Below are 13,234 nucleotides of genomic sequence, written 5' to 3' on the forward strand. Positions count from 1 at the left end.
ATCAGACTTGAGTTTGAAAAGGCGGGCGTCATAAGTCCGCCTTTTTTATTGGCTTTTTTACTTTGTTCTGCAATTCTGGCTGTCCGGCATGGTCTGGAGTCGGTTTTGCCCAGTCTGGCGAGTCTCCGCCAGCAGAACATCGTCTTCAGTTTCTAGTTTTTAGCGTTCCGGTTTCTGGTTTGGAAACAAACCGTATGGGCTCGAGTGGTTTCGGGCGCTTAACAATTGAGGTCTCTTCTTCGCCATGATGCGTCAGTACGAACTCGTCGAGAGAGTTGTAAGCTATAATCCCAATGCTGACGAAGCCCTGTTGAACAAGGCTTATGTCTATTCCATGCGCAAACATGGCAAACAGAAGCGTGCGTCCGGTGACCCTTATTTCGTGCATCCTCTCGAGGTTGCCGGCATCCTGACGGATTTGCGGCTGGATGATGGAACGATCGCCGTCGGGTTGTTGCATGACACGCTGGAAGATACAGACGCAACACGCACAGAACTTGATTCCATGTTCGGCGAAGAAATCGGCAAGCTCGTTGAGGGGCTGACCAAGATCAGCCAGCTTGATCTGGTGTCCCGCCGCACCAAGCAGGCGGAAAATATCCGCAAGCTGTTGCTCGCCATCTCCGATGATGTGCGCGTGTTGATCGTCAAACTGGCAGACCGTTTGCACAATATGCGCACCTTGCACTATGTGCCCGAGCACAAGCGCCATCGTATCGCACAGGAAACCATCGATATCTACGCGCCGCTCGCCGAGCGTATGGGCATGCAGGATATTCGCGAAGAGTTGGAAGGTCTTTCCTTCAAATATGTCAATCCTGAAGCTTACGAAGCCATCAATGCACGTCTTGAAGAGGTGCGTCAGCGCAACAAGACCATCATCTCCGAAATTGAAGGGGAGTTGGAAAAGACTTTCGCTGAGAAGGGCTTGAAGGCATCCGTTCGTGGTCGTGAAAAAAAGGCCTATTCCATTTTCCGCAAGATGCAGCGACAGAATATCGGCTTTGAGCAATTGTCCGATATTTATGCCTTCCGCGTGCTGGTGGAAGATGTTGAAGCCTGTTACCGAACGCTCGGCATCGTGCACACCATCTGGCCGTGCGTACCCGGTCGCTTCAAGGATTATGTATCAACCCCCAAACCCAACGATTATCGCTCCATCCACACCACGGTGATCGGCCCCGGGCGGCAGCGCGTTGAGTTGCAGATCCGCACGCATAAAATGCACCAGTTCGCTGAATATGGTGTCGCGGCCCACGCACTGTATAAAGATGTTAGCGGCAAGACCAAGGGGGGGCGGTCTTTGGGGCGTCTGGCCCGCGACAGCAACGCCTATTCATGGCTGCGACAGACAGTTGAGCTGCTCTCGTCGGGTAACTCGGCTGAAGAGTTCCTCGAGCATACAAAGCTGGAGTTGTTTCAGGATCAGGTCTTCTGTTTCACGCCAAAAGGGCGCGTCATTGCCTTGCCACGTGGTGCCGTTCCCATTGATTTTGCCTATGCGGTTCATACCGATATCGGGGATACCTGCATCGGCTGTAAGATCAATGGCGCCGTCATGCCGCTGGTGACCGAGCTGAACAATGGTGACGAGGTTGAAATTATCTGCTCCAAGGCGCAGACGCCACCGCCAGCATGGGAGAATATTGCGGCCACAGGCAAGGCGCGGGCTGCCATTCGCAAGGCTACGCGAGCAGCTGTGCGCAAGCAATATGCCGGCCTTGGTGAGCAGATCTTGCAGAATGCCTTCAAACGGGCTGATCAGGAATATTCCACCGAACAGATCAAGGTCGCCTTGTCGCGGCTTGGTTTTCAGACATTGGACGACGCGCTGGCGGCCGTCGGACGAGGGGAACTCCAGTCCCGTATGGTGATCGAGGCGGTGTTCCCGGATTATCAGGACCAGCGGGCAGCCCAGAGCGAAGGCGAGCGCGGGGAAGGGTGGTTCGGCCTGCCTCATGCCTCGGCCATGAAATTCCGCATTCCCGGTTCTGGCCGAAAGCAAAATGGCAAGAACGCCCATCAGTCCGGTCAGCGGTCTATCCCGATCCGTGGCCTTTCTGCCGATATTCCCGTTACCTTCGCCCCTGAAGGAGGAGCCGTGCCAGGCGACAGGATCGTTGGTATCCACACTCCGGGTAAGGGGGTTACCATCTACCCTATTCATTCTCCGGCTCTTAGTCAGTTTGAAGACACGCCGGAGCGGTGGCTTGATGTCCGTTGGGATATCGATGAGGAGAATACAGAGCGGTTTCCGGCAAGGATCGAGGTTTCCATCCTCAATGAACCGGGCAGTCTTGCGTCTATCGCCAATGTCATTGCCGAGAATGACGGCAATATCGAGAATATCAAGATGGAGCATCAGATGAGTGATTTCCATGAAATGACTATCGATTTGTCAGTCTGGAACCTCAATCATCTCAACCGGATTATCGAACAGATCCGTAGCAAGAAAACAGTGTCCAAGGCATGGCGAGTCAACTGATTGAAGGTGTTTGACAGACCAGTCAGAGGCGCAGTTAAACAAAAGCCTGACCGGGGCGAGGCATGAAGAGAAAGGAAGAAACAAACGCATGATTATCGGCACCGGGAATGATCTGATCGACATCAGACGCATTGAAAAATCTCTTGATCGTTTTGGCGAACGCTTCATCCAGCGTGTCTTTACCGAAAAGGAAATTGCACGCTCGGAGCGCAAGGCTCAGAGGGCAGCCTCCTATGCCAAACGGTTCGCTGCCAAGGAAGCCTGTTCAAAGGCATTGGGAACCGGGCTTTCTCATGGTGTCTTCTGGCGTGATATGGGTGTTAGCAACCTTTGGACCGGCAAGCCGACCATGGTGCTAACCAACGGCGCGCTGAAGCGAATGCAGTCTATGATCCCGCCCGGTTTCGTGCCTCAGATTGATCTGACCATCACGGATGAATATCCCATCGCTCAGGCCTATGTCATCATTTCGGCAATCCCGGAAAACTGGCCGTCAGCACAATAGCGCCACAATCAGGGTACAAAGACCCTTCGAACTGCTTTTTTGTTCACTTATACGGTCATATGTACACAGGAATGCCAGACTTTTCTGCCATTGTGTTTTCTTGATTGTATCGGCGGTACGCTACCGCTATTACCAAACATGAACCAATTTGAATGGATATGACCGACAAGGCCATCGGCCAGTTTTTTACAAAGACCTGCCGGTCATGATTTAAAAAAGAGAATTCAGTGTGTCAGACGATAGCATGAAAGAAAATGAGGGTGGCCTTGGGGAAACCATCAAGGTCATTATTCAGGCGCTGCTTCTAGCGCTCGTGGTGAGAACGCTTCTATTTCAGCCCTTCTCGATACCCTCCGGTTCCATGAAGTCGACACTTCTGATTGGCGACTATCTGTTCGTTTCAAAATATAGCTATGGCTATTCGCGTTATTCGATGCCGTTCGGTTTGCCTCTTTTCTCCGGGCGCATTTTGGCCAGCGAACCCACGCGCGGTGACATTGTCGTGTTCAAATTGCCGCGCGATCCGTCGGTTGACTATATCAAACGCGTCATCGGGTTACCCGGCGACAAGATCCAGATGATTGGCGGTCAGCTCTATATCAATGGTACCGCGGTTCAGCATGAGCGGATTGAAGACTTCATCGATACGGACGCGCAGGGGCGCAAGACGCGGGTTGAACGCTTCCGCGAAACCCTGCCAAATGGCGTCAGCTACACCACGCTCAACCTGACTGACAACAACTATCTCGATAACACGCCGGTTTATGAAGTGCCCGCAGGCCATTACTTCATGATGGGTGACAACCGGGACAATTCCTCGGACAGCCGTGTCTTGAGCAACGTCGGCTATGTGCCGTTTGAAAATCTGGTCGGCAAGGCTCAGGTGATCTTCTTCTCCATTGGCGATGGCAAGGCCCCTTGGGAGATCTGGAGTTGGCCAAGTGCAGCCCGCTGGGAACGTTGGTTCACAAGCCTCAAGCCGGATACCAATGACTAGAAACAGAGTTGCATGAATAAGTCAGTTTGGGAGTGGACGCTGGCCGCCAGTTGCTTCACTCCCGATTGTCTGTATAAATGTAACAGGAGACTTGCTAAAAAGTGCGGTTTGCTACACATAAGACCGTCTTGATTGGCAAAGAAGAGACCTCATATATCAAGAAATATGCCGCGCAGAAACTCTCTGTGTGGCATTCTCTATATAAGGCTCTGCAATAAAATACTGATGTTAGAAAATACAAAAGGAAGGAAACAGGTTAGGGTTACATGAAGAAAAGAGATGTGGCAAAACTAGAAGAGCATCTCGGCTATAAATTCAAGGACAGATCACAGCTGGAACGCGCTTTGAGCCACTCCAGTACTGTTGCGTCACCACGCTTGCAGGTAGATCAAACCTACCAACGGCATGAATTTCTTGGTGATCGCGTCTTGGCTGTCACGATAGCCGATATGTTGCTGAAAGCCTTTCCCAAGGCAGATGAAGGGGAATTGGCCCGTCGTTTCAATGGTCTTGTGCGCAATGAAACCTGCGCAGAAGTGGCCAGAGAAATCGGCCTTGGCCCCTATATCCGCCTCGGCGAGGGAGAAGCGCAGGCTGGTGGTCGCAAAAAGGAAGCGATCCTAGGTGATGTATGCGAAGCAATCATCGGAGCCATCTATATAGATGGCGGTTTCGAGAAAGCCCGCGATATCGTCAAGCATTATTGGGAGAGGCGCATGCTGGACTGGACCGGTCCGTTGCGCGATGCCAAAACCACATTGCAGGAATGGGTGCAGGGCAACAAGCTGCCACCGCCAACCTATCGGCTGGTGGAACGCACAGGCCCCGACCACGAACCGGAATTCACATTGAATGTCGAAGTGCCGACCCTCAAGTCGGCACAGGGCAAGGGCCCGTCAAAACGCATTGCCGAGCAGGATGCTGCCCGGACGATGCTTATAAGAGAAGGACAGTGGAGTGCGGACGTCAAGTGACGTCCCCTTCGATTACCTCACAAGGGCTTTGAAACAAAGGCCCTGAAACATAAGGACGTTTATGTCAGATACATCCTCTCCAATGTCTGGTGACATGCCGGAAACAGAAACCAAATGCGGATATGTCGCCCTGATCGGCGCACCAAACGCGGGTAAGTCGACCCTTGTCAATGAATTGGTCGGCTCCAAGGTGTCCATCGTCACACACAAGGTGCAGACCACCCGTTCGCTTATTCGGGGCATTGCACTGAAGGACGAAAAGCAGGTTATTTTCGTTGATACCCCGGGTATCTTTGCCCCCAAACGCCGTCTTGAAACGGCGATGGTCAATACCGCATGGGGGGGAGCCAAGGATGCCGACGTCATCGGCATGATCGTGGATGCGCGCAAAGGGGTAACCGAGCAGATCGAGGATATTCTCGATCGCCTCAAGGATATCAAACTGCCCAAGGTTCTGATCCTGAACAAGATCGACCTTGTGAAACGCGATAGCCTGTTGGCTCTGGCTCAGCAGCTCAATGATCGTATCGCCTTTGACGAAACCTTCATGGTGTCGGCTCTTAACGGTGATCGCACGGATGATCTGATGGTTTATTTCGCAGATCATATGCCGAAAGGGCCTTGGCTTTATCCAGAAGACATGATTTCGGATTTGCCCATGCGTCAGCTGGCAGCCGAGATTACCCGAGAAAAGGTTTTTCTGCGCCTGCATCAGGAACTGCCCTATGCTTCAACGGTGGAAACCGAAAAATGGGAGCAGAAGAAAGATGGTTCGGTCAGGATCGAGCAGGTGATCTATGTGGAACGTGACAACCAGAAAATGATCGTTCTGGGCAAGGGCGGCGCCACCATCAAGGCCATTTCCACCGCAGCTCGTAAAGAGCTGATGGAGCTGTTGGAAACCAAGGTGCATCTGTTCCTGTTTGTTAAAGTGCGTGAGCGCTGGGTTGATGATCCGGAACGCTATCGTGAAATGGGTATCGATTTCCCTATCTAACGCCTGCTACGCGATAAATGTGAATGAATGAAAAGGGAAGAACCTCATTTGGTTCTTCCCTTTTTCGTCGAACCAAAGCATCTTTGCCATATGGAATGGACTGACGAAGCGATTGTTCTTGGCACGAAAAGGCACGGTGAAACCTCTGTTTTGCTGGAGGTGATGACCCGTAGCCATGGGCGCGTGATGGGGCTCGTCAAAGGGGGGCGCTCGCGCCGTCAGCAACCCGTCTTGCAACCGGGCAACAGTCTCACGGTTGTTTGGCGCGCACGGCTGGAAAACCATCTGGGTCAAATGACAACAGAGCTTTTGACCTCCCGTGCCGCAAGATTGATGGCCCTGCCGCTTGGCACCTATGGGATGCAGTTCATATCGGAGCTGACCCGTCTCTTGCCCGAGCGGGATGCGCATCCATATCTGTTTCAGGCGCTCAAGGTGATCGTGGATGAGTTCGAAGAAGGCGATGTCGCCGGTGAGCTCATGGTGCGTTATGAGTTGGCCATGCTCTCCGAGCTTGGCTATGGGCTCGATCTGGAGCAATGCGCAGCCACAGGCCGAACAGACGATCTCATCTATGTTTCGCCCAAATCGGGCAGGGCTGTTTGCGCTGAAGCTGGCAAACCCTATCATGACCGCATGCTGCCACTGCCAGCCTTTCTGCGCGGTAAAGCGTCGTCAAACCGTGTTTCCTTTGAGGAATTGTCCCAGGGTTTTGAGCTGACATCCTTTTTTCTGGATCGCCATGTCTACCGCCCCTTGGAGCGAAACGCACCGGACCTTAGAAAGAGCTTCATAGCCGCCGTGCGCAAGGATTTGACGCTGGAAGACTAGACATCGTGGTTACGGATGGTGACCTTCGAACCTAAGCGGATATGTCGCCGGCGTGCAAACTGGGGGCTATTCTGCTGGAATATGGTTGATTCGCGATGCAAACAATTGCACGAATCGCCCTTTTTCTATAACCAACCTGCATGGGAAACGAAATTGTAAAGTCCGGCGAGTTTGAGAGCATCAACCTGCGCGAAGCGTTGGAAGAGCGATATCTTGCTTACGCCTTGTCAACGATCACACAGCGTGCGCTGCCAGATGTGCGCGACGGCCTCAAGCCGGTGCATCGCCGCATTCTCTATGCAATGCGCCAGCTCAAGATGGACCCTACGGGTGGCTTCAAGAAGTCTGCCCGTGTTGTGGGCGATGTGATTGGTAAATATCACCCGCATGGTGATACCGCTGTCTATGATGCCATGGTGCGTCTGGCGCAGGGCTTCGCCTCGCGCTACCCCATGGTGGACGGGCAGGGCAACTTCGGCAACATCGACGGCGACAGTGCTGCTGCGATGCGTTACACCGAAGCCCGCATGACCGAGGTCGCTCGCCTCATGATGCAGGGGCTTGACGAAGACGCTGTGGATTTTCGCGAGACCTATGACAACGAGGACAAAGAGCCCGTTGTCATGCCTGCGAACTTTCCCAATTTGCTGGCGAATGGTTCAAGCGGCATTGCCGTGGGCATGGCGACCTCCATTCCGCCGCATAACGTTTCCGAGCTGTGTGAAGCATCCCTTCACCTCATCAAATATCCCAATTGTACAGATGAAAAGCTGCTCGATCTGATGCCCGGGCCGGATTTCCCAACCGGCGGCATTATTGTCGAGCCCAAGGAGCATATCCTTGAAGCCTATCAGACCGGGCGCGGTGGCTTCCGCGTGCGAGCCAAATGGGAAATCGAACAGCTGAACCGCGGGGCCTGGCAGATCATTGTCACAGAAATTCCTTATCAGGTTCAGAAGTCGCGCTTGATCGAGCGGATCGCCGATCTCATCCAGAACCGCAAATTGCCCCTGTTGGTCGATGTGCGTGATGAGTCGGCTGAAGATATCCGCGTTGTGCTGGAGCCGAAGAACCGCACGGTTGATCCTGACCTGATGATGGAAGCGCTATTCAAGTTGACCGATCTTGAAAGCCGCATCTCCCTCAACATGAACGTGCTCAATGAGCATAACGTGCCAAGGGTGCTGGGCCTGCGCGAAGTGTTGCGGCAGTGGCTTGATCATCGTCGTGATGTGTTGCAGCGTCGGTCGCGTTACCGCCTTGGCAAGATCGAGCATCGCCTCGAAGTGCTCGATGGCTATCTGATTGCCTATCTCAATCTGGATGAAGTGATCCGCATCATTCGCTATGAGGATGAGCCCAAAGCCCAGTTGATGAAATCCTTCAGCCTGTCTGAAATTCAGGCTGAGGCAATCCTCAACATGCGCTTGCGCTCCTTGCGCAAACTTGAAGAAATCGAGATCCGCACCGAGCATGATAGTCTCAGCAAGGAACGGGCCGAACTGATTGAGATGCTGGGTTCCGAAGAGTTGCAGTGGAAGCGCATTTCCAAGGAAATTCGTGAGATCTACAAGATTTTCGGGCCGGATACCGAACTGGGGCGTCGTCGGTCGCAGTTTGGCGAAGCCAGCGAGCGTGATATCGAAGATATCAATCTGGCCATGGTCGAGCGCGAACCGGTTACGCTGGTTCTCTCTGAAAAAGGCTGGATCCGCGCCATGAAGGGGCATATCTCTGATCTTAGCAGCCTCAACTTCAAGGATGGCGACAAACTCAAATTTGCTGTTCAGGCCGAGACCACAGACAAGCTGCTGCTTATGGGCACGAATGGGCGTTTCTTCACCATGCAGGCTGACAAGCTGCCAGGTGGGCGCGGCCATGGCGAACCGATCCGCGTGATGATTGACATGGAGCCCGGCGTCGATGTGGTCGACATGTTTGTGCATGTGCCCGATCGCAAGCTGCTCGTGACGGCGACAGATGGTCGAGGATTCATAACCAAGGAAGAAAGCCTCATCGCCAACACCCGCAAGGGCAAACAGGTGCTTAATGTGAGCGCTCCGGTCGAGGCCAAGCTCTGCAAGGTTGCCAAGGGCGATCGTATTGCCGTCATCGGCGAAAACCGCAAGATGCTGATCTTCCCGCTGGAACAGCTGCCCGAAATGAACCGGGGTCGCGGTGTTATGCTTCAGCGCTACAAGGACGGCGGCATTTCAGACGTGATCACTTTCTCTGGCGAGGAAGGCCTGACATGGAAAGACAGCTCCGGACGCAGCTATCATCGAACTTTGGATGACTTGGCTGAATGGCTCGGTGAACGCGGACAGGCCGGGCGCTTGCCGCCCAATGGCTTTCCGCGGAGCAACAAATTCGAGAATTGATCATCAACACCGGAGCTTGCTCCGGTGTTTTTATATGCGCAGGTGTCAGTGAGGCATATAGAGCGTCGTCATGATGGGCCAGTGGTCGCCGATGGGCGCTGAAAAGCGTTCGACAGAGGTCGACTCAATTGTGGCGCTGGTCAGGATATGATCAAGGCTCAGAAAGGCCGGCAGACGCAGATGCTTGATAACCGAATTGGGCGAGGGGAAGGTCGGAACGAAATGATCGCGCCGCTCAAGGCCTGCTTGTTCGGCAAAGGCATCCACACGGAAGGCCCAACCTGTTGAATTGAAATCCCCAGCGATGACCTGTAGCGTCCATTGCTTTCTCTCTTCGTCAATGATGCGCGATAGGGTTGCCAATTGCCCTTGCTTCTCGGCAAGAGGCAGCGGCCAAGCCAGATGTACGCTATAGAGCCGGAAGGCACGCGCCCCTGCTGGATGAACCGTTGCTGCCAGAAGCTTGCCATGCATGGGGTTTCTCTGGGCTTGGGTGCCGATATTGTAGGATTTGATATCGGTGAGCTTGTGCTTTGAATAGATGGCAAGGGTGCAGATGCGCCATGACTGACAACGCGCCTGAAAGGGATAGGCCTTTTTCAGGTCTGGCTGATTACGGAAGCGCTTGGGCGCGTACTCCTGCAATGCGGCAACATCGGGATTGGCCGAGAGTATCGTATCTGCCAGAGCCTGCTTGTCGCGCGTGCCCATATAGATGTTAAAACTCATAAGCTTCAGGGGCGTCACAGAACGGCTCTCGGACAGGGCCGCGTCAGCTTGGAAAAACGACTGCCTGTGAAAATATTCCGGTAGCAAAATGATCGCTGAACAGCAGAGAATAAAGAGCACGAGCCAACGCCCGAAGCGCTTGAGAGCCAACAGGGTGCTCGGCCAGACAAAACTCATTGCCAGCGCAATGAGCCCAAGGGTCATGATGACGAGTTGGAAATGATTGATGACATCCAGAATCGGGACGAAAGCCCCCAATAGCGCAAGGGAAGAGATGATGGCCCCCGTGGCCAACCCAGCGAATATGCAGATATCCAGAATTAATCTGATGCGCCTTGGCATGCGACCCTCATGATTGTCGTGAATCACCCTCCCTAAGTTTCAAGGGAAATCGTGGTTGTGGGTGAAAAACATCAAAAATGAGATTTAATCAAGGCACGTCCAGCCCTCAGAACTTAAAACTTCCAGCGGCTTGAAACGCGTCTTGTAGGACATCTTGGCAGACTCGGCCACCCAGTAGCCCAGATAGACATAGGAGAGGCCATTTTCGATGGCCTGCCGGATGTGGTCCAGAATGATGTAGGTGCCAAGGCTGCGGCGATCCATATCTGGCGCAAAGAAGCTGTAGACCATGGATGTTGCATCATCCAGCACATCGGTGAGAGCAACAGCGATAAGCTCACCGTGAGCGCTGCCGGTGATTGCATGGCCCTCTACACGGCGTCGATATTCGACGACAATCGTCTCAATGTGGGTCTCTTCTATCATGGCGATATAGTCCGCTTCGGTCATTTCCACCATGCCTCCATCATCATGGCGGGATCGTAAATAGCGGTGGAACAGGGCATATTGTTCGGACGTTGCCAGAGCGGGTTTTACTATGCGGACAAGATCACTGTTGCGCTTGAGGATCTTTCGCTGATTCTTGGAGAATTCAAACTGGGGAACCAAAACGCGCACGGACTTGCAGGCATTGCAGTCCGCGCAAGCGGGGCGATAAGCAATCGTCTGGCTTCTGCGAAAGCCACCTACGGACAAGAGATCATTGAGATTCTTGGCTTCTGCACCCACGAGATAGGTAAAAATCTTCCTCTCCTGCCTATCGTCGAGATAGGGACAGTCTTGTGGTGAGGTCAAATAGAATTGCGGATTCTCTAGGGCGTGTCTTGTCATTTGTTGCAATAGTTCCTTGTCAGAATCCATCAAAACAGATTTGCAACGTCAAGAAAAGTACAACTGAGGTCTATAAAGGATTCACCTAAAGCCTCATAGCCCATAGTACCACGGAGCAATGAAGGTAAAGCTCAGCCAGATGATGATCATGAGCGGAATGCCAGCCCACAGGAAATCTGCAAATCGATAGTGGCCGGGGCCCATGACAAGCAGATTGGTCTGATAGCCGATAGGGGTGGCAAACGAGCAGTTGGCAGCCAGTATGACGCAGACGACAAAGGGTTCAACCGGGAGGCCGGTCTGGTTTGCAATGGAGATTGCGATGGGCGCAAACAGCACAGCCGTTGCGTTATTTGACAGGATATTCGTCAACACGGCAACGAGCAAGAACAGGCCTGAGAGCAGCACCCAGCCGTCTTGACCCTGCATGGCGTCAACGACCGCGCCAGCGATGAATTTCGCCCCACCCGTATTCTGAAGCGCGACAGCACTGGCGAGCGATGACCCCACCAGCATATAGATTCTGCTATCAAGCGAGCGCACAGCCTGCCGCAGGTTGAGGCACTTGAAGACGATCATGCAAAAGGCACCTGCCAGCGCCGCCGTGGCAATGGGCAGTAAACCCGAAGCTGTCGCCAAGGCTGTCGCCAGAAAAATGAGGATCGCGCGGGGAGCGTAACGTCGGCGTGGCACATCGGTGCTGGAAAGCTCGATGAGCAACAGATCCTTGTTGAGACGCAATGCCTCCACATCGTCACGGGCTCCGCCTACGAGCAATACGTCGCCCGCCTCCAGGCGAATGTCACTCATGGCCATGCGTGGCATACGAGAGCGTCTCTGAACACCGAGCACGATACAATTGGTTTTGGAACGGAAAGAAGCTTGCGCGATGGTCTGTCCGGACATGCGCGAGGCCGGTGGTACGATGACCTCCGCGAGCGTGACGTCTGTCTTGGGCGAAATTTCCTTCAAACGCTGATTGTCGGCCACTTTCGCCATTTTGTGTCCACCCTTAAGGGCGGTCGTCAGGGCCTGACGGGTTGCCGCCACGACAACCGTGTCTCCCGCCTGCAGGGTAACATTGTCAAAAGGGGGCAAATGGGGCGTCTCGCCCCGCTGCACGAGCCTGACGGTCATGTCCTTGAGATCGGGGAACATGCCAGCAACGGCCTTTTTTCCGACAAGTGCGTCGCCTTCGCTCAAGGGGATCTGGGCAATGAATTGCTTGCCGGTCGTTTGGCTGAGCTGATCCGCCATGCTCTTGCGATTCTGCAAGATTTTCGGCATCACCAAAAGCGCATAAATGGCACCGATGCTCGATACCATCAGCCCGATTTCGGTGAAGTCGAAGAAATTGAGATCAAGCACTCCCGCCTTGCGGGCTGCATCGGCGACCAGAAGGTTGGTCGATGAGCCGATCAGCGTTGTCATACCTCCCAGAATAGAGATGAAGGACAAGGGCATCAGCACTTTGGAAGACGACAGACGCAAGTTGCCAGCCACAACCGTCATGATGGGAATGAACATCACAACCACTGGGGTGTTATTGATAAAGGCACTGATGAAAGCCGCGGAAATATAGACGCCGACAAAGGCTATATATCGATGTCTCTTGGCTAGCTTCGTGATATGTTGCGCCGGTTTATCCAGAGCGTCTGTTTGAAACAGACCCTGACCGATTATGAGAAGAGCCAAGACGGCAATGAGTGCCGGGTTGGCAAACCCCGCCAGAAGATCGTCAAGAGAAACAAGATCCGAAGCTTCGCTGGTTGCGGGCAATCCGACAAATACCAGCATCAGAAGCAGCAATGAGCCTAAAGCTGTAATTTCGATCGAAAAATATTCGAGACTGTAGGAAACAATCGAGAAAAGAATAACGGCAAACGTGAGCCACATTTGCACTTCAGCAGTTAGGTACATAAGTAAGACAGTCCTTACCAGCCTGACAAAGAGCGCAGACGGTGTCTCCCAAGAAAACGCATGACCAAATAAATTATAGATTTGGAAGGACCTAAAATGGCCTTCAGGGCATAAGAAAATCAGATTATTGACTTATTTGCAAAGGCAATCTGCTGATATCCGTATGGAATTAGACACAAAGCCCACTGACGAGCCTAAAAGCTAGCATCAAAATGCAAATGCCCGCCAAAAGCGGGCACTTG

General features: G+C 53.2%; 10 protein-coding genes. 7 read left to right on the plus strand and 3 right to left on the minus strand.

Translation table 11 applies throughout. The features are described 5' to 3' along the window. The first annotated feature begins 244 nt into the window (after nt 1-244). From BM258_RS03270 to parC, 7 genes are all read left to right on the plus strand, one after another. Nucleotides 245-2,485, plus strand: a complete 2,241-nt coding sequence (locus BM258_RS03270; RefSeq protein WP_090068768.1) for a RelA/SpoT family protein — start codon at nt 245-247, stop codon at nt 2,483-2,485. 88 nt (nt 2,486-2,573) lie between these two features. Continuing rightward, nucleotides 2,574-2,990: a holo-ACP synthase gene (gene acpS / locus BM258_RS03275; protein ID WP_090068770.1), complete on the plus strand. Its 417-nt coding sequence runs from the start codon at nt 2,574-2,576 to the stop codon at nt 2,988-2,990. A 244-nt stretch (nt 2,991-3,234) separates the two neighbouring features. Next, entirely contained in the window at nt 3,235-3,987 is a 753-nt protein-coding gene (lepB, locus tag BM258_RS03280; protein ID WP_090068772.1) for a signal peptidase I, read from the plus strand. 281 nt (nt 3,988-4,268) lie between these two features. Further along, the gene (gene rnc / locus BM258_RS03285; protein ID WP_342029347.1) at nt 4,269-4,961 is read left to right on the plus strand and encodes a ribonuclease III; all 693 of its coding nucleotides are present in this window, start codon (nt 4,269-4,271) and stop codon (nt 4,959-4,961) included. A 61-nt stretch (nt 4,962-5,022) separates the two neighbouring features. Then, a complete protein-coding gene (era, locus tag BM258_RS03290) occupies nt 5,023-5,958 on the plus strand; it encodes a GTPase Era (RefSeq protein WP_090068776.1) in 936 nt (311 codons plus the stop codon). Between the two features lie 90 nt (nt 5,959-6,048). Next, complete coding sequence (gene recO / locus BM258_RS03295; RefSeq protein WP_090068992.1) at nt 6,049-6,789, plus strand: DNA repair protein RecO; 741 nt, start codon at nt 6,049-6,051, stop codon at nt 6,787-6,789. 140 nt (nt 6,790-6,929) lie between these two features. Next, nucleotides 6,930-9,170, plus strand: a complete 2,241-nt coding sequence (gene parC, locus BM258_RS03300; protein ID WP_090068778.1) for a DNA topoisomerase IV subunit A — start codon at nt 6,930-6,932, stop codon at nt 9,168-9,170. Nucleotides 9,171-9,215: 45 nt separating this feature from the next. Here parC and BM258_RS03305 read toward each other — a convergent pair whose 3' ends face one another. The 3 genes from BM258_RS03305 to BM258_RS03315 all read right to left on the minus strand — a co-directional run bounded on the left by BM258_RS03305 (nt 9,216) and on the right by BM258_RS03315 (nt 12,992). Continuing rightward, nucleotides 9,216-10,241, minus strand: coding sequence for an endonuclease/exonuclease/phosphatase family protein (locus BM258_RS03305; RefSeq protein WP_090068780.1), 1,026 nt, complete (start codon nt 10,239-10,241; stop codon nt 9,216-9,218). Between the two features lie 84 nt (nt 10,242-10,325). After that, complete coding sequence (locus BM258_RS03310) at nt 10,326-11,072, minus strand: arginyltransferase (RefSeq protein ID WP_090068994.1); 747 nt, start codon at nt 11,070-11,072, stop codon at nt 10,326-10,328. A gap of 93 nt (nt 11,073-11,165) precedes the next feature. Beyond that, a complete protein-coding gene (locus tag BM258_RS03315) occupies nt 11,166-12,992 on the minus strand; it encodes an SLC13 family permease (RefSeq protein WP_210186632.1) in 1,827 nt (608 codons plus the stop codon). Nucleotides 12,993-13,234: the final 242 nt, after the last annotated feature.

Origin of the sequence: Cohaesibacter marisflavi (assembly GCF_900115225.1) — a bacterium.
GTDB lineage: Bacteria > Pseudomonadota > Alphaproteobacteria > Rhizobiales > Cohaesibacteraceae > Cohaesibacter > Cohaesibacter marisflavi.